Here is a 19499-nt window from a genome sequence, read left to right as displayed (position 1 = left end):
GCGCTTGACCTGTCCACTGGGTGGCCGGCACCGGCCTGGCCCACCTGCTGGCCTGATCAGAAGCCTGTCCGCCTTGCTCGGCGTGACCCGTCACAGATGTGCCGCTCGGTGATCCCATCCAGGCCGGTGCCGACGTGACCCGCGCCCAGAAAGGACTCCAGGCCAGTGCCAAGTGTGGCAGACCTCGTCGATGCCGTCGTTGGCGTCGACACCCACCGTGACACCCATGACGTCGAGATCGCGCTCCCCACCGGAGCGCCGATCGCGACGATCAGCATCAGCAACGACACCAGGATCGAGCGGCTGCCCACCCCACGCGCCGATGGGGACCGGGAAGCACTGCGAATCCTGCTCGGCGCCCGGCACGACCTCACCACCACGCAGACCGCGCAGACCAACCGACTCCGGGCGCTGCTGCTCGCCGGCGACGACCGTGATCGGGCGGCCGCGCGCGGCTCGCTCACCGACACCACCTTGACCACGCTCGCGCGCCGACGCAGTCCAGCAGAGGCCAGTCGTGAGCAGGCGATCCGGCAGGGCGAGATCCGGCGCCTGGCCCTCGCCCTACGCGCCTCCCGCGAGCAGCTCAAGGACAACCGTCACCAACTGCAGAAGATCGTCGATGACCTCGCACCCGGGCTCACCGACCGGCACGGCATCGGCCCTGTCAGCGCGGCACAGGCAGTCGTGAGCTTCTCCCACCCCGGACGGTGCCGCAGCGAGGCAGCGTTCGCGACCCTCGCCGGGGCCAGCCCGCTCCAGGCCAGCAGCGGCCGCACCGTCCGGCACCGTCTCAACCACGGAGGCGACCGCGCCCTGAACCGAGCTCTGCACACCATCGCGCTGACCCGCATGCGCAGCTGCGAACGCACCCGCGCCTACACCGCCCGCCGCACCGCCGAAGGACTATCCACCCGCGAGATCCGCCGATGCCTCAAGCGCTACATCGCCCGCGAGCTCTACCGCACACTCACCGCGACCATGTCCACCCCACAACCGCTTGACAACACATAGAAGCGTCACGTGGACCATGCGTGTACCCGCTCCACCAGGAATGCTTGCCTGTGGGTGCGGGAGGACGCCTGCTGTGCCGCTGGCGGGCGGCGGGAGTCAGCCGGCGGAGAGGCGCTTGGCGGCGGCGTCGATGCGCTCGTCGGTGGCCGTGAGCGCCACCCGTACGTGCGAGCCGCCGCCCGCGCCGTAGAAGCTGCCGGGCGCCACCAGGATCCCGCGCTCCGCGAGCCAACCGACGGTGTCCCAGCAGGGCTCGTCGCGGGTGGCCCACAGGTACAGCCCGGCTTCGGAGTGGTCGATGCGGAATCCCGCTCCCACCAGGGCCGGCCGCAGCACGTCACGCCGGCGCCGGTAGCGCTCGCGCTGCTGGTCCACGTGGGCGTCGTCCTCGAGGGCCGCGGTCATGGCCGCCTGGACGGGCGCCGGGACCATCAAACCGGCGTGCTTGCGCACGTCCAGCACGCGCTTGACCAACGCCGGATCGCCGGTGACGAAGCCGGCCCGGTAGCCGGCCAGGTTAGAGCGTTTGGACAGCGAGTGAACGGCGAGCACACCGTCCAACGACCCACCGTTGACGGCGGGGTCGAGCACGGACACCGGAGCCGCGTCCCAGCCCAGTTCGAGGTAGCACTCGTCGGAGGCAACCACTGCGCCGCGCTCCCGCGCCCAGGCGACCACCTTCGCCAGATGCGCCGCCGGCAGCACCCGGCCGTGTGGGTTGGCCGGCGAGTTGACCCAGATCAGGCCGACCCGGCGCGGGCCGAGCGCGGTGACGGAGTCGCTGGCGACGGGGTCGGCGCCGGCCAGCCGGGCGCCGATGTCGTAGGTCGGGTACGCCAGTTCCGGGAAAACGACGGCGTCGCCCGCGCCCAGTCCGAGCAGGGTCGGCAGCCACGCCACCAGTTCCTTCGAACCGACGGTGGGAACGACGGCGCCGGGGTCGAGCCCCGGCGCCCCTGCCCGTCGCCCGAGCCAGCGCACCGCCGCCTCGCGCAGCGCCGCCGTCCCGAGCGTCGTCGGGTACCCCGGGGCATCGGCCGCCGCGGACAAAGCGTGCTGGACGACGTCGGGCGTCGGGTCGACCGGGGTCCCGACGGACAGGTCGACGACGCCGTCAGGGTGCTGCCGGGCCCGTTCCCCGAAGGGCACCAGCGAGTCCCACGGGAAATCGGGCAACCGTGGCACGTGCTCAGTGCTCCCCGGTCTCCTGCGGCGGCAGGGCGGCGACGAGCGGGTGGTCCTTGGCGATGGCGCCCAGCTTGGCGGCCCCACCGGGCGAGCCGAGGTCGTCGAAGAACTCGACGTTCGCTGTGTAGTAGTCCTTCCACTCCCCAGGCACGTCGTCCTCGTAGAAGATCGCCTCCACCGGGCAGACCGGCTCGCAGGCCCCACAGTCGACGCACTCATCCGGGTGGATGTAGAGCATCCGCTCGCCCTCGTAGATGCAGTCGACCGGGCATTCCTCGACGCACGCGAGGTCCTTGAGATCGACGCAAGGCTGCGCGATGACGTACGTCACGGCGATGTCCTCCTATCGAAAGCCGGCGACTGAGCCGGCTGAACAGTCACGCGGGTCCCGCACCTAGTATCGCGGTGCCCCTCGTCCATCGTGCACCAAGGTCAGCCTATGAGACAGCCCAGGGTTCATCCCGACGCATCCGCGCTGGTAGGACGGCGCGTCGTGGTCCGCTACCGGCTGCATGACGACGTCTTCGGCGCGACCGACGTGCTCGGGACGCTCGAGTCGTGGTCCGACGGCGTTCTGCGGATCCGGCCCGACCGCGGCAGCGACCGGCTGGAGGTCGCCGAGCCCGACGTCGTCGCCGTCAAGGCGGTGCCGGCGCGGACCGTCACCCGCCGCGACGTTCGCGACCTGGAGAGCGCCGCGGTGCACGGCTGGCAGGCGCTGGAAACCGAGTGGCTCGGCGGCTGGCTGCTGCGGGCCGCCGGTGGGTTCACCGGCCGGGCCAACTCGTGCATGCCGCTGGACGACCCGGGCCGGCCGCTGTCGGAAGCCGTCGCCCACGTCGAGCGGTGGTACCGCGACCGCGGCCTGATACCGGCGTTCCAGGTGCCCGAGCCGCTGGGTGTGGCGTTGGGTCCGGTGCTCGACGCTCGCGGCTGGCCGCCTGTGGAGCACCGGACGCTGGTCATGACGGCGACGATCGACGACGCTCGGGGCGCGGCCCGCGACGGGTTGCCGCCGGTCCGCGTCGACGCACGGCCCGACGATGCGTGGCTGGCCGGGTACCACTACCGAGGCGGCGACCTGCCCGCGCATGCGGTCGACGTCCTGGTCAACGCGAGGTCCGTGGGGTTCGCGTCGGTCGACGAGGCCGGCACCCGGGTCGCGATCGCCCGGGGCGCCGTCAGCGACGCCCCGAGCGGGCGGCGCTGGCTGGGCGTCACCGCCGTCGAGGTGGCGCCGTCCGCACGGCGGCGGGGGCTCGGCAGCCACATCGTCGCCGGCCTGGCCGAGTGGGCCGCCGGCCTCGGCGCCCAGGAGGCGTACCTCCAGGTCGCGGAGCCCAACACCCCTGCGCAGGCCGCGTACCGCCGGGTGGGCTTCGCCGAGCACCACGCGTACCACTACCGGCGGCTGCGCGCCTGACCCATGATCAGGTGAGTTCCTCCGCGGCATGGCACGGAAGAACTCACACGAACTCAGTCGCCGCCCTGACCTGGCTCCGGCCCGCAGATGACCCGGTGGTTGGGGTTGTAGGTCCAAGGGTCGGCCTCGTCCTTCACCAGGGTGCCGTCGGGACCCCACACCTGGCGGTACGAGGTGACGTCGAAACCCTGGCTGCCGCCCTGCGCCTGGCAGTTGGACGAGGTGTCGTAGATGGTCTGGGGGGAGGTGAAGTTGGATCGCTCCGACACCGACGTCTCGACCCGGTAGTGCTGCGTGCTCCAGATGCGCACCGTGAGCGAGCCCTGGTTGCCCGGGGTGCTCGCCGTGAAACTGGTGTCGACGACGACGCCGTACGGGGTGTCGTTGCCGAACCGCATGTCCTTCGCGCCCCACGCGACGGTGGCCTCCTGACCCAGCGGGTAGCGGTCGAAGTAGATCGAGTGCGGCCAGTGTTCGACGTCGTCGAGGCCGGCGAGGAAGGCCGCATGGAACGTCGTGGTGGCCACCTGGGACACCCCGCCGCCCAGCGACTCTTCCAGCCGTCCGCCGTTGATGATGGTGCCGGAGGTGAACCCGTTCGCCTCGGTCCGCTCGCCGACGATGCCGTTGAGGCTGAACTCCTCACCCGGCAGGATCAGCGTGTTGTCGATGCGCTCGGCGGCGGTGCCGATGTTGACGTTGCGGTACTCGGCGTGTGGGAAGCGCGTGGTGAATTCCGCGACGACCTCGGTGACGCCGAGCTCCTCGGCCGCCGCCGTGGTGAGCTCCGGGTCGACCTCGGTCAGCTCCACCGGCGCCTGGCGGGCGTCACCCTGCTCGGTCAACGCAGGTAGGACCGCGGCACTCAACGCGTCTGGCGCGATGCCCTGACCCATCTCGGCGGGCACCACGACCGGTGCGCCGTTCTCGATGGTGATGGTGGCGTTGCGGCCCTCCTGTCCGATTTCGGCGAGTTCGTCACGCGCGATATCGGTGAGAGCGGCCCCGTCGAGCGCGGGCTGCAGCGTCCCGGCGTCGTCGGGCGTCAACGTGAGCGCCTGCCCGATCAGCTCCGGCGACAGGTCGACGCTCTGCTCGCCGGCCACGACGGTGACCGGCGCGGACATGGCCGGCTCGGCGAACTCCGCGACGGCGCGCTGCACCTCTTCGGCGCTGACGGCAGGCTGGACCTCGGCGACGACCAGCGGGACGTCGCCGACCGGCAGCGTGGCCCCGTCGCCGAAGAACGCCGCCCGCAGTTGCTCACTGGTTGCCTCGACGTCGACGGCCCGGCCGATCTGTGGCTCGCTGGTGACCACCGCGCCGCCGTCGAACGCGACCGCTCCGTTGACCGGCTCGGTGTTGGCCTGCTCGGCGATCTCGGTCAGGGTCGCCTCCAGCGCGGCCTGGTCGACCGACGGCACCGGGTCGGTCTCCCCGGCGCCGAGCAGCGCCTGGAACAGCGAGACCGGGTTGGCGCTGCCGCCCGGGATGTCGCCGACCGTGGCGGGCACATCCACCGTGAGTCCGGCAGCGGACGGCACGATCTCGTACGTCGTCTCACCGTCGCCGAGAACCAGGTGGATCGGCTGGTCGACGACCTCGGGCAGCTGCTCGGTCAGGGCGGCCTCGGCCTCCTCCGGCGTCATGCCGCCGACCTCGATGCCCGCGACGGTGGCGCCCCGGGCGAGCGAGTCGCCGGCCACGGCATACGCGACGCCGTAGGCGATGCCGAGCACGACGACGACCGCCGCCAGCGCGATGACCACCGCCTTGCCGCGACGCGACGACCCGGTGTCGTCCCCACTGGTGTCGTCACCACTGGGGCCGTCTCCACCGGTCGCGCCGCCGCCCGTGCCCGCGCCGCTCTGCGCGTCGCCGCTCTGCGCGTCGGGGCCGCGGACGGCGGTGGCGCTGACGGTAGTAGCGCTGACGGTGGTGGCGGCAGCGGCCGGCGCCGAGGCACCCGCAGCGGCAGGCGCAGCCGCTGCGGACAGCGGCGAACCGGCCGCCGCGGCAGCAGCGCCGGCACCCGCTCCGGTGGCCGCAGTGGCGGTCCTGGGGCGGCGATCGGCCGCACCCTGCCGCCTGGCAGGTGCGATGGGTGCCTCGGCGCGGTCCACCGGGGCAGCCGACGCATCGGCGCCGTCCACCGGAGCAGCCGCCGCATCGGAGCCGCCCGCCGACGCGGCGCTGCGGTCCATCGGAGCTGCGGCGCCGTCCACCGGAGGGGTCGACGCTGCGGAGCCGCCGCCGGGTGGAGTGGTCGGCGGTTCCGAGGCGCTGCCGTTGGTCGCGCCCTCGGATTCGGCGCGCGTGAGCGCTGCCGTCACGGCCGCCACGAAGGTGGCGGTGTCTTCGGGCGAGTCGTTCCGCCCTTCAGCGCCGGGCACGGAACGGCCATCGCCGGCGTTGCCGACGGAATCGGCCGCCGCGCCGTCGGCCGGGCTGGGGGCGGCGTCGTCACCGTCACGGTCCGCCGCGGCGGCCTCGGCTGTGTCGGCTGTGTCGTTCGTCTCACTCGAGGGGTCGGCGTCGGTCGCGTCGGCCGCAGAGGTAAAGTCTGCGGCGAGCGCAGCGTCCTCCACGGTGGCGTCGACAGCCGCGCCCGGGTCTGCAGAACCCGCAGCAGCGTCGCCGCGGCTGGATGGCTTATCGGTCACGCTCGGACACCTATCGGTTGAATATGCGCAATGCGTCAATGGTCAAGTCTTGCCTCGCGCATCCTACGTGACGCGTCGAGTCGATCTCGCCTCGACGCCCCGTCCCAGCGCGATGGCCAGGCTCATCGTCCCGCCGAAAAGGAACACCAGGCCGGCTTCGTCGCCGCCGACGATGCGGTCCTCGCCAGCCGGACCCTGAGCCAGCGCGAGCACTGGCGCCAACCACAGCAGGGCGACCACCCCGAGTCCGATCCGGCTTCGGGCACACACCCGGGCCAGGACAGCCAGGCCGATGACACCGCCCAGCGCCAGCAGCAACCCCACTGGGCTGGCCCAACGGTGCACGAACGCGCCCGACACCGCGACGACGACCGCGATCGGCGCCAGCCCGACCAGGCCGGCGAGCGACCACCAGTGCACGCGCGACCGCCGGGCGCGCCCCCGAACCGACATCGGAGCCGCGCTCAGACGTCGAGGCCGGCGAACAGGTCGGTCTCGTACCCCGTCCGCGGGTCGGCCGGGCCCGCGACACCGGCGGCGAGCCGGAAGTACTCCTGCGCCCAGATGGGCTGGCCGACGCGGTCGGAGAGCGCGAAGTACGGCCAGTGCACGTCGATCTGAGTGGCGTGCGCCCGCATGGCGGCCATCTTCGCGTCGATGTGGTCCGAGCCGTCCACGACGGCGGTGATGTCGGCGTCGTCGACAACGAAGCCGAGGTCGTCCGCGGAGGTGACGCCGTCGAACAGGGTGTCCCCGCGGTCGCGGGCGGCCTCGAGGGCGCCCTGGAGAACCGAGCGTGGGGTGGCCGACCAGTACACCTTGGCCACCTGCCAGGCCGGGCCGAGGTCGGTGCGGTAGGTCGGCACGGCCGCCAGCGCCGCGGCGTAGGTGGCGACGCGGTGCGCCTGGATGTGGTCGGGGTGGCCGTAGCCGCCGTTCTCGTCGTAGGTGACCAGCACCTGCGGGCGGATCTCACGCAGGACCTCGACCAGGTGGTCGGACGCCTCGCGCAGGTCGGCCGCCCAGAAGCTGCGCGGGTCGATCTGCTCGGGCGCCACCGCGCGGCGGCCCTCGTCGCCCCAGACCATGCCGGAGTCGCGGTAGCGCCCGGGCCCGCCGAGGAAGCGGTAGTCGGTGACCTTCAGCTCCGCCATCGCGTCGGCCAGCTCACCGGCACGGTGCAGGCCGAGGGTGTCGTCGTGCTCGGGCGCCAGGTGCGCCAGCTCCGGGACCAGGATCTCGCCCTGTTCGCCCTGCGTGCAGGTGACCAGCGTGACGTGGGCACCTTCGGCGACGTACCGGGCCATGGTGGCGGCGGTGCCGATGGATTCGTCGTCGGGGTGGGCGTGCACCAGCAGGAGGCGGCGGCGGGGGAGCTCGACAGGCATGGTTGCCAGCCTAATCAGGTCCTCCAACAGGGTCGGAGGATCATCGCCTTCGTGCTCGCCGGATGTCCTTTGCACCTAGGCTATGCGTGTCAGCGGCCACCTCCCCGGGAGGAGCGACATGCCCCGAGTCTCGCTTGCGCTCCCGCACGGCGTCGATCCGGTCACCCGGTGGCGCGTCACGGCGCGGGCACACGAGTCGTTCCTGCGCGCCGAGGCCGGCACCAGCACCGAGGTGCGTCCGCTGGTCCTCGACTCGTGGCGGCGTTCGGCTGCCCTGCAGGTCGACCCGGACCGCACGGCCTCCCCCGTCGTCCTGCACGACGACGCGCTGGACGAGGCACGTGCCGCCCACCCGCTGAACCAGGTCATGCCCGTCGTCCGCAAGCTCCTGGTCGACGACGCCGACGACACCGGAGTGCTGGTCATCGTCGCCGACACGCACGGGCGCATCCTGTGGTCCGAAGGCGACGCCGACCTGCGCCGCCGGGCCGAGCGCATCCGGCTCATGGCCGGGACGGCCTGGGGCGAGGGCGACATCGGCACCAACGCCATCGGGACCGCGCTGACGGTCGGCGAGACCGTCCAGGTTTTCGGCAGCGAGCATTTCACCCGCACCGTGCAGCCCTGGAGTTGCACCGCCTCGCCCATCCGCGACCCGCATACCGGCGCCCTCCTCGGTGTGCTCGACATCACCGGCGGCCCGTCGGTGGTCGAGCCGCAGTCGGCGATCCTGGTCCGGTCGGTGGTGGCGGTCATGGAATCCGAGCTGCGTCTGCTCACCGGCGCCGGCGCGGGCGCCGACGCGCCGCGCGCCGCCGGCCGCCTGGAGGTGCTCGGCCGCGACCGTGGCCTGCTGGTCCTCGGCGGCCGCCCGGTGGAGCTGAGCCTGCGGCACACCGAGCTGTTGCTCCTGCTCGCGGCCAATCCCGACGGACTGTCGGCCAGCGAACTGGCGTGGCAGCTGTACGAACACGACGCCGCCGAGGTCACCGTCCGGGCGGAGATGTCGCGGCTGCGCAAGGCCGTGCCGGAGCTCGTCTCCCCGGCCGGCAGCTACCGGCTGCGCACCGAGCTGCGGACCGATGCGGACGACGTCGCCGACCGGTTGTCCGACGGCGACCATCGCGACGCGGTCCGGCTGTACCGCGGCGAGCTGCTGCCTCGGTCGTCCGCGCCCGGTGTCGTGACCATGCGGTACCGCCTGCACGGCTGGCTGCGCAACATGCTGCTGCAGCACGCCGACACCGAGACCCTACGGCAGTATGCGCAGTCGCCGGCCGGCCGCGAGGACGCGCAGATCTGGCGGGCCGTCCTCGACCGGCTCTCCCCCACGTCGCCGCATCGGGCCGAAGCGGCCGCCGTCGTCGCCGACTTGGACGAAACCCTCGGTCACGTCGGCTGAGACCACGGCCAGGGTGCCGGTCATGATCATGGCGCGGTTCATGTCGCTACCGCGGTACGAAGGGCGCCATGATCAAGCAGGGGCCCGGTGACGGCCGCTCGCAACGCTGCTGCAACGTCTGGTCGCCTACCCTCATCTCACGACCGGGCGGGCCGCCCATCAAACCCAGCCCGCCCATAGCCCGCCCGGTCGAACTGCCTTGGCGGGCTCTTCTCGTGTCGATCAGGTGACTCATCCGCGGAACACGGCCGCGTTAGGTCACCTGATCGTTTGCTGTCCGCATCCCGGAGGCGATCAGGCGACCCGCTCGGGCCGCAGCGGCGGCCATGTGCACCTGATCGCTCCGCGCGGAACGATCAGGTGACACATCGGAGATCAGGTGACCTGGGCGCCGATCAGTGGTGGACGACGACGTCCTCGCGCACGGCCGCGTAGTGGCACGCCGACGGGTGGTCGCTGCCGGGCCGGACCACCAGCTCGGGGGTCTCTTCGGCGCACTTCTCGGTGGCCTTCCAGCAGCGGGTGCGGAACCGGCACCCGCTGGGCGGATTGGCCGGGCTGGGTACGTCGCCGCTCAGGATGATCTGCTGCCGCTGCCCGCGCACGGACGGGTCCGGCACCGGCACCGCGGACAGCAGCGCCTGCGTGTACGGGTGGGTGGGCTTCTCGTAGATCTCCGCGTCGGTGCCGATCTCGGCAATACGGCCCAGGTACATGACCGCGACCCGGTCGGAGATGTGCCGCACCACCGAGAGGTCGTGCGCGATGAAGATGTACGAGAGGCCGAACTCGTCTTGCAGGCTCTCGAGCAGGTTCACCACCTGCGCCTGCACCGACACGTCCAGCGCCGACACCGGCTCGTCGCAGATGATGATCTCCGGCCGCAGCGCGAGCCCGCGGGCGATCCCGATGCGTTGCCGCTGGCCGCCGGAGAACTGGTGCGGGTAGCGGTTGATGTGCTCGGGGCTGAGGCCCACGACCTCGAGCAGCTCCTGCACCCGGCGACGACGCTCGCCCCGCGGCGCCACCTCGGGGTGGATGTCGAATGGCTCGCCGACGATGTCGCCGACGGTCATCCGCGGGTTGAGCGACGCGTACGGGTCCTGGAACACGATCTGGATGTTGCGGCGCAGTTCGCGCAGTGCCTTGCCCTGCAGGTCGTAGATGTTGCTGCCCTTGTACAGCGCCTTGCCGGCGGTCGGTTCCTCCAACCGCATGAGCAGCTTCGCCAGAGTGGACTTGCCGCAGCCGGACTCGCCGACGATGCCCAGCGTCTCACCCTTGTGCAACTGCAACGAGACACCGTCGACCGCCTTGACGGCGCCGACCTGGCGTTTGAGGACGATGCCCGTGGTCAGTGGGAAGTGCTTGACGAGGCCCTGGACATCGAGCACCACTTCATCTTGTCCGGTCATGCCAGAACCGCCTGTTCATCGAGCTCCCACGCCACGACATCTCGACCGCTCGTGGAGGCATCCAACACCCGCTCACACTCGGCCTGGCATTCCCCTCCGGGCACCACTTCATCACTGCTGGACGGGTTCGATGTCACCCTCGAGCACCTCCTGAGCGAAGTGACACGCGCTGAACCGGCCGGGCACGACCTCGAGCAGCGCCGGACGGCTGTCCTCACAGATCTGCCGGGCGTACGGGCACCGGGGACGGAACTCGCAACCTGCCGGGATCCTGGTGAGGTTGGGCGGCAGGCCCTTGATGGCCGCCAGTTCCTGGCCCTTCAGGTCGACCCGCGGGATCGACTCGAGCAGACCCTTGGTGTACGGGTGGGCCGGGCTGGCATAGATGTCGAAGACCGGCGCCTGCTCCATGATCCGGCCGGAGTACATCACCTCGATCTTGTCCGCGACGTCGGCGACCACGCCGAGGTCGTGGGTGATGAGGATGAGGCCCATGTTCCGCTCACGCTGCAGGTCGCGCAGTAGCTGCATGATCTGCGCCTGGACCGTGACGTCGAGCGCCGTCGTCGGCTCGTCGGCGATGAGCACGTCCGGGTCGAGCGCGATCGACATGGCGATCATGATGCGCTGGCGCATACCGCCGGAGAACTGGTGCGGGTAGTCGTTGACGCGATCCTTCGCCGCCGGGATGCGCACCTGGTCCATCAGGTCGATGGCCCGTTTACGGGCATCGCGCTTGGACAGGCCCTCGTGCACCCGGAACATCTCGGCGATCTGCCAGCCCACGGGGAATACCGGGTTCAACGCCGAGAGCGCGTCCTGGAAGATCATCGAGATGCTGCGGCCACGGTAGGCGCGCCGCTCGTCCTCGGGCAGGGTCAGCAGGTCCTGCCCGCGATAGCGGACCTCGCCGGCGGTGACGAACCCGGGTGGCGTGTCCAGGATGCCCATGATGGCCTGCGCCGTGACGCTCTTGCCGGACCCGGACTCGCCCAGGACGGCCAGTGTCTCGCCCTCGTGGAGGGTGTAGGACACCCCGTTGACGGCCTTGGCCACGCCGTCGCGGGTACGGAACTCCACGTGGAGGTCGTCGACCTCCAGCAACGGAGTCGTCCCCGCCGCGTCCGGCCGTGGCCCGGGCTCGACTTCGGTGGTCGCCACTCTTTGCCCTCCTCGCGGTTTCTCGCCGTCAGCGCAGCTTGGGATCGAACGCGTCGCGGACCGCGTCACCGAGCATGATGAACGCCAGCACCGTCACTGACAGGAACGCACTCGGGAACAACAGCATATGCGGCGACTGCCGGACATATGTCTGAGCCTGGTCGATGGCGATCCCCCAGGAGATGACCGGCGCCTGCAGCCCGATGCCGAGGAACGACAGCGTGGCCTCCAGCGCGACGAACACGCCCAGGACGATCGTGGAGTACACGATGACCGGCGCGACGGCGTTGGGCAGGATGTGCCGCAGCAGAATCCGGCGCGATCCGCCACCCAGCGCCTTGGCGGCCTGGACGTAGTCGGCGTGCTTGATCTGGATGACGGTCGAGCGCATGATGCGCGCGACGCTGGTCCAGCCGAGCACGCTCAGCGCCATCACCACCTTGCCGATGGTCTGCCAAGCCGGCGTGCCCACGGTCGACGGGAACGTGGCCAGCACGATGATGGCGCCCAGCAGCAGCGGGATGCCGAAGAAGATGTCGGTGAGCCGCGACAGCAGAGAGTCCGCCCAGCCACCGTGGTAGCCAGCGAGCATGCCGATGATGCCGCCCAGGACGGCAACGCCGATGGTGGTGAAGACACCGACCAGGATGGACGCCCGGGCGCCGTAGACGGTGCGCGCGTAGACGTCGCAGCCCTGCAGGTCGTAACCGAACCACGCCTGGGCGCTGGGCCCGCCGCGGGAGTTCTCCAGCAGGCAGCGGTTCGGGTCGGCGTTGGTGAACAGACTCGGCACCACCGCCATCACCACCAGGATCGCGATGATGACGGCGGAGATCAGGAAGATCGGGCTGCGGCGAAGGTCTCGCCAGGCGTCGCCGGCGAGGGACCGGGCCTTCTCGCCGGTGTCCTCCGGCGTACCGTGCCGCTCGGTGTCCAGTTCTTCGTCGGGCAGCGGCACGCCGCCCGACGACTCCGAGGTGGAGCCGGCCGGTGTGAGGGGACTAGTCATAGCGAATCCTCGGGTCGAGCACTGCGTACAGCAGATCGACGAGCAGGTTCACGAGCAGGAACACCAGCACCAGAACCGTCACCGCCGCTGTCACCGTGGCGCCCTCGTGCTGGTTGATACCACGGAAGATCATGTTGCCGACGCCCGGGACGTTGAAGATGCCCTCGGTGACGATGGCACCGCCGAGCAGTGCCCCGAAGTCGGCCCCGATGAACGTGATCACCGGGATCAGCGAGTTGCGTAGCGCGTGGACACCGATGACCCGCTTGCGCGGCATGCCCTTGGCGGTGGCGGTGCGCACGTAGTCCGCCCGCAGGTTCTCGACCAGGTTGGTGCGCATCAGCCGGGCGACGAACGCCAGTGACAGGCTGCCCAGCACGAAACCCGGCAACAGCAGTGAGTAGAACGTGCCGTCGGACGTGACCGGGAACCAGCCGAGCTGGACGCCGAAGGTGATCTGCGCCAGCAGGCCGATGACGAAGACCGGAATGGACACCACGATGAGCGTGCTGACCAGCACCAGGTTGTCGACGAAGCCGCCGCGGCGCAGCGCGGCGAGCACGCCCGCGGTGATGCCGATGAGGACCTCGACGCCGATGGCGATCAGCGCGAGCTGCGCCGTCGTCGGGTACCGGCTGATGAGCTCGTCGGCGATGTCGACGCCGGAGAACGTCTGGCCGAAGTCGCCGGTGAGGATGTTCGCCATGTACTTGGCGTACTGGATGAACAGCGGATCGTCGAGGTTGTACTCGTTGGTCATCCGCTCGATGTACGCGGGCGGGCACGGCCGGTCGCCGCACTTGGCGGCGAACGGGTCGCCCGGCAACGACCACACCAGCGTAAAGATCAGGAACGTGGTTCCGATGACCACCGGCACCATCTGCAACAGGCGCCGGATGACGTAGCGACCCATGGTCCTTCCTTCACCCGATCGGCGGCGCGCCGGACCCCACTGTACGGCGAACCGCGTCGAGCTGCGTCGTCGGGAAGTAGTGCTGACGGGGCACAGCCGGCCTGCCGACACGGGGTCGGCAGGCCGGCTGCGCTGACCGTCAGCTGGTCGTGGTCACTCCGAGCATGTCGATCGTGCCGAACGGCGTGATCTGCACGTTCTCGACGTTGGTCGACCAACCTGCGACGACGCGGTTGTGCCACAGGGGCACGGCCGGCATGTCCGCGGCGAGCATCGCCTCGGCCTCGTTGTACTTGGCCTGGGCCTCCTCGTCCTGCAGGGTGGCGGCCTCCTGGACGGCGGCGTCGAACTCCGGGTTGCTGTAGTCGCCGTCGTTGGACGACGCGCCGGTCGAGTACAGCGGGACCAGGAAGTTCTCGGCCGATGGGTAGTCCATCTGCCAGCCGGTGCGGAAGATGCCCGTCATCTCGCGGGCGTTGATCTGCGACCGGAAGGTGGCGAAGTCCACGACGCCCTGGCCGACGCACTCGATGCCCAGGGTCTGGCTGATGCTGTTGCACACGGCGTCGACCCAGCCCTGGTGGTCGGCGTCGGCGTTGTACGACAGCGTCAGCGTGCCGGTGTAGCCGCCGGCCTCGTCGAGCAGCTCCTGCGCCCGGTCGGGGTTGAACTCGCAGTACTCACCGCAGGCACCGGCCTCGTAGCCGGCGACCACCGGGGAGACCCAGCCGGTGGCCGGCTCGCGGGTGCCGGAGAAGATCTGCTCGACGATGGTGTCGCGGTCGATCGCCATCGAGATGGCCTGCCGCAGCGTCGGGTTGGCCAGCGACGGGTCGACAGCCTCCGGCGCGAAGGTCATCGACTGGTAGACGCCGACGGCGCGGTCGTTCCACCGGTCGCCGAGGTCGTTCTGGTAGGTGTCGCCCGCCAGTGCGGAGGTCGGCAGCTCCTGCATGATGTCGAGCTGGTCGGCCTGCAGGTCGTTGTAGGCGGCGTCGAAGTTCTCGTAGATCCGGAACGTGACCTCGTCGATCGACGGCTGCCGCTCGCCCGGGTAGTCCTCGTAGGCCGACAGCCGGATCTCGACGTTCGGCTCCCACGACTCGAACTGGAACGGGCCGGAGCCGATGGGCGCCTCACCGAACGCCTCCGGGTCGGCGAAGAAGGCCTCCGGCATCGGCGCGTAGGCGGTGTAGCCGAGGCGCAGCGGGAACGACGACTGCGGCGACACCAGGGTGGCGGTGAAGGTGAGGTCGTCGACGACCTGGAGGCCGGACATGGTCTCGGCGGTGGCCGAACCCTCGATGTAGGCGCCGGCGTCGTCGACCTGGCCCGCCACCTCCGTGTAGCCCACGATGGGCTCGAAGAAGTACGAGTTCAGGTTGCCGTTGGGGCCGTAGGCGCCGTAGTTCCACGCGTCGACGAAGCTCTGCGCGGTGATCGGGGTGCCGTCGTGGAAGGTCCAGCCGTCGTTCAGCGTGATGGTCCACGTCACGTTGTCTTCGGACTCGATGGACTCCGCGATCTCGTTGGACGGCTCCGCCGTCTCCGGGTCGTACCGCACGAGCTTCGAGAAGAGCTGGTCGAGAACGTCGCCGCCGCAGGTCTCGTTGGTGTTGACCGGGACGAGCGGGTTCTCCGGGTTACAGCCGCGAACGGTGACCGAGCCGCCGCCGTCGCCACTCGCCGCGCCGTCATCGCCGCCGTCGTCGTCACCGCCGCACGCGCTGAGCGCGAGCGCCAGCGCCGCGGCACCGACCAGCGCAGTCTTGCGAGCAGAGACTCGCATGGATGCCTCCTGGGGTCTTCCTGAGGTAAGGACACACGACAACACCGGTCGATGCGTCGCCGCACCGGCGGTGCCCTGGATGGGGCACGGTCAGTCCGGTGCGACCTTCTTTCTATGTGCGAGACCCCGCCGCGGCAAGACTTTGCGCCAGGACATGACGGTTCCGCAACCAGAATGTGACCTGCCTGGCAGATGCCCGTGATGCTCCTGTCTACCAGGGCTGATGACGGGAAAATCCACACATGGCCGGGCCGCACTCAAGGGCGCCCGCGGCGAGGCCAGGACCGCGCCGCGGGCTTCCTCAGCCGGCGTTCTGGGCGGCGTGCTTGCGCCGCGCGGCCGTCCGGCCACGGGTGGCGGCGTCCAGCACGACCTTGCGCAGCCGGACCGCGTTGGGTGTCACCTCGACGCACTCGTCGTCGCGGCAGAACTCCAGCGCCTGCTCGAGCGACAGCTTCCGCGGCGGGATCAGGCGCTCCAGTTCGTCGGCCGTGGACGAGCGGACGTTGGTGAGCTTCTTCTCCTTGGTGATGTTGACGTCCATGTCGTCCGAGCGCGAGTTCTCGCCCACGATCATGCCCTCGTACACCTCGGTGGTCGGCTCCACGAATAGGGTGCCGCGCTCCTGCAGGTTGAACATCGCGTACGACGTGGCCACGCCGGAGCGGTCGGCCACCAGCGACCCGGTCGGGCGAGTGCGCAGGTCGCCGGCCCACGGCTCGTAGCTCTCGAACACATGGTGGGCCAACCCGGTGCCGCGGGTCTCGGTGAGGAAGTCGGTGCGGAACCCGATGAGCCCCCGGGCCGGCACCACGAACTCCATCCGGATCCAGCCGGTCCCGTGGTTCGTCATGTGCTCCATGCGGCCCTTGCGGAGGGCGAGCAGCTGGGTGATGGCACCGAGGTACTCCTCCGGGCAGTCGACGGTGAGCCGTTCGAACGGCTCCTGCACCTTGCCGTCGACCTCACGGGTGACCACCTGCGGCTTGCCGACGGTGAGCTCGTACCCTTCCCGGCGCATGGTCTCGACCAGGACGGCCAGCGCCAGCTCGCCGCGGCCCTGCACCTCCCAGGCGTCCGGCCGTTCGGTGGGCAGCACCCGCAGTGACACGTTGCCGATGAGCTCGGACTCCAGCCGGTCCTTGACCAGCCGGGCGGTCACCTTTGACCCGCCGGACCGGCCGGCCAGCGGCGACGTGTTGGCGCCGATGGTCATGGACAGCGCCGGCTCGTCGACGGTGATGAGCGGCAGCGGCCGGGGGTCGTCGACATCGGCGAGGGTCTCACCGATGGTGATCTCCGGAATGCCGGCGACGGCGATGATGTCGCCGGGCCCGGCCTTCTCGGCCGGCACCCGCTCCAGGGCCTCCGTGACCAGCAGCTCGGTGATCTTCACCCGCTCGATGCTGCCGTCCCTACGGCACCACGCGACCTGCGAGCCCTTGGTGATCTCGCCCTCGCGCACCCGGCACAACGCCAGCCGGCCGAGGAACGGGGACGCGTCGAGGTTGGTGACGTGCGCCTGCAGCGGGCTGCCCGGCGTGTAGACGGGCGCCGGGATGGTCTGCATGATGGTCTCGACCAGCGGCCGCAGGTCCGCGGAGTCCGGCGCGGTGCCGTCCTCGGGCCGCTCCAGCGACGCCTTGCCGTCGCGGGCGCAGGCGTAGACGATCGGGAAGTCCAGCGCCCCCTGGTCGGCATTGTCGTCGATGAGGTCGAGGAACAACTCGTACGTCTCGTCGACCACCTCGGCGATGCGCGCGTCCGGCCGGTCGGTCTTGTTCACGACGACGACGATGGGCAGCCGGCCCTGCAGGGCCTTGCGCAGCACGAACCGCGTCTGCGGCAACGGGCCCTCGGACGCGTCGACCAGCAGCACCACGCCGTCGACCATGGACAGCCCGCGCTCGACCTCGCCGCCGAAGTCGGCGTGACCGGGGGTGTCGATGATGTTGATGATGTTGTCTTCCCACCGCACGGCCGTGTTCTTGGCCAGGATGGTGATGCCCTTCTCGCGCTCCAGATCACCCGAGTCCATGACCCGGTCGGCCACGTCCTGATTGACCCGGAAGGCGCCGGACTGCCACAGCAGCGCGTCGACGAGGGTGGTCTTGCCGTGGTCGACGTGGGCGACGATGGCGACGTTACGGAGGTCGTCGCGGCTGCGCACGGACATGCGAAGGTCTCGTTCCTGGCTGGGGGAGATGACACCCCATCTTACGGTGCGGGTTCGCTGTCGCTGCGACGACAGTGAACCCGCACCGTACAGAACCGGCCCCGATCAGTTCTTGCTCCGGCGCCGGCGGTGCCAGCGACCTCCCGCACCGTCGACCGGGGCGCCGTCGTCCGGCGCCCCGCTGACACCCTCCAAAGCGCGGTCGATGCGATCGTCGACCTGCTCACCGAAGTGCTCGTCGAAGTTCCCGGTGAGGTCGTCGGTGACGTGCTCCTGGATCTGGCGGCGCAGCTCTTCCCGGCGCTGGCGCCGCTGGGCGGCCTGCAGCACCCGGTGCTCCGCCTTCAGCGCCCGGTAGGTCGCCACCATCATCAGGATCATCACCACGCTGAACGGCAGTGCGGTGACGATGGCGCCGGTCTGCAGCGCGGCCAGGCCACCTGCCAGCAGCAGCGCCACGGCGATGGCACCTTCGAGGACGGCGAACAGGACCCGGCTCCACGTTGGCGGATCGGGATCGCCGCCGGAGGCCAGCATGTCGACCACCAGCGAACCGGAGTCGGACGACGTCACGAAGAAGATCGCCACCAGGAGCACGACGACGACGCTCAGGATGCCGCCGAGCGGCAGGTCACCCACCAGGTCGAACAGGACGTTCTCGGAGACGACCCGGTCGAACATCGCGTCCTGGGACTGATCGACCAGGCCACCCTCGCCGAAGAGCTGCCGGTGCAGGGCGCTGCCGCCGAGCACGGCGAACCAGAGGAAGGTGACCGTCGTCGGGACGATCAGGACTCCGGCGACGAACTCCCGGATGGTGCGCCCGCGCGAGATCCGGGCGATGAACACGCCGACGAACGGCGCCCACGAGATCCACCAGCCCCAGTAGAACGTGGTCCACACGCCCTGCCAGGCCTGACCGTCATCACCGGTGAAGGTGCTGGTGTGGAACGTCATCGGGAGGACGTTCTGCAGGTAGACGCCGATGGACTGGACGGACTCACGCAGCAGGAAGACCGTCGGGCCGACGATCAACATGAACACCAGGAAGATGGCCGCGAGCCCGAGGTTGGCGTTGGACAGCCACTTGATGCCCTTCCCGACTCCGGTGACCACGGAGACGGTGGCGATGGCCGTGATGACGATGATCAGGGTGACGAGGGTGCCGTCCCCGGCGTCGTCGATGACACCCATCGACACCAGGCCGGCCGCGATCTGGCTCACCCCGAGGCCGAGTGACGTCGCCACGCCGAACAGGGTGCCGATCACCGCGACGGTGTCGATGACGTCGCCGATCCACCCGCGGACCCGATCGCCGAACAGTGGTTCCAGGGCCCAGCGGATCGACACCGGGCGGCCCTTCCGGTGGATCGCATAGGCCAGCGCCAAGCCCACGACGACGTAGATGCCCCACGCGTGGAAGCCCCAGTGCAGGAACGTCTGGGCCATCGCCTGCTGCGCGAGATCGGCGCCGTCGGCGCCGATGCCCTCCATGCCGTGGCCGTCGCCGTCGACGGCGCCGCCACCGTTGGTGCCGGGCCTGGGCGTGTCGTAGTGGATCAGCGGCTCGGCAGCGCCCCAGAAGACCAGTCCGATGCCCATGCCGGCCGCGAACAGCATCGCGAACCAGGCGACGAGGCTGAACTCCGGCTCCTCGTCGTCCTTGCTGAGCTTGATGTCTCCGAATCGGCTGACGCCCATCCAGATCGCGAAGATCACGAAGGCCGCCACGACCAGCACGTAGTACCAACCGAAGCCGCCGACGATGTCCGTCTGGATCTCGCTCAGCGCTGATCCGATGTCGTCGGGGAAGGCGATGGTCACGATGACCGCCAGCCCGACGATGACCATCGCGGGGTAGAACACTCCGGGCGCGACACCGCCGCGGGTTGTCCGCAGCGGCGGCGGGGAGGACCCGCGATCGGAACGGTCGGAGATTCGGCTCATGACGCCTCTCT

Annotated in this window: 15 protein-coding genes; 3 read left to right on the top strand and 12 right to left on the bottom strand. The window is 70.3% G+C overall.

The features are described 5' to 3' along the window. The first annotated feature begins 174 nt into the window (after positions 1 to 174). Positions 175 to 1014, top strand: a complete 840-nt coding sequence (locus JIAGA_RS27985; RefSeq protein ID WP_211239541.1) for a transposase — start codon at positions 175 to 177, stop codon at positions 1012 to 1014. Positions 1015 to 1110: 96 nt separating this feature from the next. Here the strand turns inward: JIAGA_RS27985 and dapC are convergent, their stop codons facing one another. Both dapC and fdxA read right to left on the bottom strand, forming a co-directional pair. Beyond that, entirely contained in the window at positions 1111 to 2199 is a 1089-nt protein-coding gene (gene dapC, locus JIAGA_RS0106605; RefSeq protein WP_026875060.1) for a succinyldiaminopimelate transaminase, read from the bottom strand. Between the two features lie 4 nt (positions 2200 to 2203). Then, on the bottom strand, positions 2204 to 2533 hold the full coding sequence (gene fdxA, locus JIAGA_RS35200; protein WP_026875059.1) for a ferredoxin: 330 nt from the start codon (positions 2531 to 2533) through the stop codon (positions 2204 to 2206). Positions 2534 to 2641: 108 nt separating this feature from the next. Between fdxA and JIAGA_RS27980 the strand changes: the two genes are divergently transcribed. Continuing rightward, positions 2642 to 3625 (top strand): GNAT family N-acetyltransferase, encoded by a 984-nt coding sequence (locus tag JIAGA_RS27980; protein WP_084469517.1) that lies wholly within the window; start codon positions 2642 to 2644, stop codon positions 3623 to 3625. Between the two features lie 53 nt (positions 3626 to 3678). On the opposite strand, the gene JIAGA_RS32825 is transcribed toward JIAGA_RS27980, so the two are convergent. The 3 genes from JIAGA_RS32825 to mshB all read right to left on the bottom strand — a co-directional run bounded on the left by JIAGA_RS32825 (position 3679) and on the right by mshB (position 7676). Then, positions 3679 to 6288, bottom strand: coding sequence for a VanW family protein (locus JIAGA_RS32825; RefSeq protein ID WP_157552810.1), 2610 nt, complete (start codon positions 6286 to 6288; stop codon positions 3679 to 3681). 63 nt (positions 6289 to 6351) lie between these two features. Further along, the gene (locus JIAGA_RS0106585) at positions 6352 to 6741 is read right to left on the bottom strand and encodes a DUF6113 family protein (protein WP_157552807.1); all 390 of its coding nucleotides are present in this window, start codon (positions 6739 to 6741) and stop codon (positions 6352 to 6354) included. Positions 6742 to 6752: 11 nt separating this feature from the next. Continuing rightward, positions 6753 to 7676, bottom strand: coding sequence for an N-acetyl-1-D-myo-inositol-2-amino-2-deoxy-alpha-D-glucopyranoside deacetylase (gene mshB / locus JIAGA_RS0106580; protein ID WP_026875057.1), 924 nt, complete (start codon positions 7674 to 7676; stop codon positions 6753 to 6755). A gap of 118 nt (positions 7677 to 7794) precedes the next feature. On the opposite strand from mshB, the gene JIAGA_RS27970 reads away from it, so the two are divergent. Continuing rightward, a complete protein-coding gene (locus JIAGA_RS27970; RefSeq protein ID WP_035812178.1) occupies positions 7795 to 9078 on the top strand; it encodes a sigma-54-dependent transcriptional regulator family protein in 1284 nt (427 codons plus the stop codon). A gap of 395 nt (positions 9079 to 9473) precedes the next feature. Here the strand turns inward: JIAGA_RS27970 and JIAGA_RS0106570 are convergent, their stop codons facing one another. The 7 genes from JIAGA_RS0106570 to JIAGA_RS27965 form a co-directional block, all read right to left on the bottom strand. After that, positions 9474 to 10493 (bottom strand): ABC transporter ATP-binding protein, encoded by a 1020-nt coding sequence (locus tag JIAGA_RS0106570; RefSeq protein WP_026875056.1) that lies wholly within the window; start codon positions 10491 to 10493, stop codon positions 9474 to 9476. A gap of 111 nt (positions 10494 to 10604) precedes the next feature. Beyond that, a complete protein-coding gene (locus JIAGA_RS0106565) occupies positions 10605 to 11654 on the bottom strand; it encodes an ABC transporter ATP-binding protein (protein ID WP_026875055.1) in 1050 nt (349 codons plus the stop codon). 28 nt (positions 11655 to 11682) lie between these two features. Then, positions 11683 to 12663 carry an ABC transporter permease gene (locus tag JIAGA_RS0106560; RefSeq protein WP_026875054.1) on the bottom strand — a complete coding sequence of 327 codons (981 nt, stop codon included), beginning with the start codon at positions 12661 to 12663 and terminating at the stop codon, positions 11683 to 11685. Beyond that, on the bottom strand, positions 12656 to 13576 hold the full coding sequence (locus JIAGA_RS0106555) for an ABC transporter permease (protein ID WP_026875053.1): 921 nt from the start codon (positions 13574 to 13576) through the stop codon (positions 12656 to 12658). The genes JIAGA_RS0106560 and JIAGA_RS0106555 overlap by 8 nt, the downstream gene beginning before the upstream one ends. A gap of 139 nt (positions 13577 to 13715) precedes the next feature. Beyond that, the gene (locus tag JIAGA_RS0106550) at positions 13716 to 15365 is read right to left on the bottom strand and encodes a peptide ABC transporter substrate-binding protein (RefSeq protein WP_026875052.1); all 1650 of its coding nucleotides are present in this window, start codon (positions 15363 to 15365) and stop codon (positions 13716 to 13718) included. Positions 15366 to 15666: 301 nt separating this feature from the next. Next, on the bottom strand, positions 15667 to 17541 hold the full coding sequence (gene typA / locus JIAGA_RS0106545) for a translational GTPase TypA (RefSeq protein ID WP_026875051.1): 1875 nt from the start codon (positions 17539 to 17541) through the stop codon (positions 15667 to 15669). 105 nt (positions 17542 to 17646) lie between these two features. Continuing rightward, the gene (locus JIAGA_RS27965; protein ID WP_084469516.1) at positions 17647 to 19488 is read right to left on the bottom strand and encodes a BCCT family transporter; all 1842 of its coding nucleotides are present in this window, start codon (positions 19486 to 19488) and stop codon (positions 17647 to 17649) included. Between the last annotated feature and the right edge of the window lie 11 nt (positions 19489 to 19499).

This window comes from Jiangella gansuensis DSM 44835 (genome assembly GCF_000515395.1).
GTDB lineage: Bacteria > Actinomycetota > Actinomycetes > Jiangellales > Jiangellaceae > Jiangella > Jiangella gansuensis.
The sequence above is the reverse complement of the archived record's forward strand: the minus strand, read 5'-3'. Positions and strand labels throughout refer to the sequence as shown.